The sequence below is a fragment of the Mycobacterium asiaticum genome, assembly GCF_001668675.1.
Taxonomy (GTDB): domain Bacteria; phylum Actinomycetota; class Actinomycetes; order Mycobacteriales; family Mycobacteriaceae; genus Mycobacterium; species Mycobacterium asiaticum_D.
This window is the reverse complement of sequence record NZ_LZKQ01000104.1, coordinates 1-1,369: the sequence shown is the minus strand read 5'-3', so window position 1 is coordinate 1,369 and position 1,369 is coordinate 1. Positions and strand designations below refer to the sequence as shown.

The window sequence follows — 1,369 nt, the reverse complement described above, 5'->3', positions numbered from 1 at the left end:
ATCTGGCTGGGGTGGTGCGCAGTGTGCAGTCGGGCACTGGTGGTCTGGCGAATCTGCGTCTGCATGAGCTCGGTGGCGTCCCGACCGGCGGCGCGACGGCGGCCAGTGGTTGGGGATCGTTCGGGCGCAACGGTTTTGGGCCGGGCCTGTGGCGTTTCGGCGGTTCGGGTGCTGGTTTGCAGGCGTTGGTTGCGGGTCTGTCGGGTTCTGGGGGATTGAACAGTCTGCTCAACAGCGCCACCGTGACGACGGCGTTGACCGGCGCGCTGAGCAGCCCGACCGTCACCACCTTGCTCAACAGCCCGACCGTCACCACTCTGCTGTCCAGCCCGACTGTGGCCACTCTGCTGTCCAGTCCGGCGGTGAGCAACCTGCTCAGCAGCAAGTCGTTGAGCAGCTTGTTGAGCAATACCAACCTCGGCACCCTGTTGGCGCACAGCTTGAATCCCGGTTCGGCCGAAGCGATCGCCACCGACATCTTCGGCAATACCGGCACCGGCAATATCGGGTTCGGTAACACTGGTGACAACAACATTGGGTTCTTCAACACCGGTGACGGCAACGTGGGTATCGCCAACTCCGGGTTCGATCTAAAGGGTATTTCGAACGCCGGGGTGGGCAATGCGGGGTTGTTCAACACCGGCAGCTACAACACCGGGATCGGGAATTCCGGTATCGGCAACACCGGGTTGTTTAATCCGGGCAACTTCAACACCGGTATCGGTAACCGCGGAAGCTATAACACCGGAAGCTTCAATGCGGGCAGCTTCAACAGCGGTGATTTCAACGGCGGTGACACCAACACGGGTTGGTTTAATACCGGCGACCTCAACACCGGTATCGGCAACTCCGGCAACATCAACACCGGTATCGGCAACTCCGGCAACATGAACAACGGGATGTTCGTCCGCGGCGACGCCCAAGGCATCACCGGGTTTTCCTACTCCATCCGCCTCGAGCAGATCCCAGTGGACTTCGGCATGCGAATCCCGTTGAACCTGACGATATCTGGTGGCACGTTGGACATCACCACGCAGCCGTTTACCATCCCCCAGTTTTTGATCAACAACATCACCAGCGTGGACAACACCTCCACCGTCGGTCCCATCAACTTTCCGTCCATCACGGTCAGCGGGCCGCAGCTGGAGTTCCTGGTTGGCGGCCCGGGATACACGTTATTCGGCGGCATCGTCGGCACCATTGGCCCGATCGATATTCCGTTCTCGATCGCAGGTGGCCCGGGCATCGGCAACACCTCGGGTGCTCCGTCGTCGGGGTTCTTCAATAGCGGCTCGGGCAGTTCGTCGGGTTTCTTCAACTCCGGTGCGGGTAGTTCGGGGTGGCAGAACCTGGCGTTGAGTGCGTCGGG

At 60.8% G+C, this 1,369-nt stretch carries 1 pseudogene; it reads left to right on the top strand.

Features of this window, described 5'->3' with window-relative positions:
* Window positions 1-23: 23 nt before the first annotated feature.
* Window positions 24-1,369, top strand: a pseudogene (locus A9X01_RS09480) (PPE domain-containing protein); the annotation flags it as partial.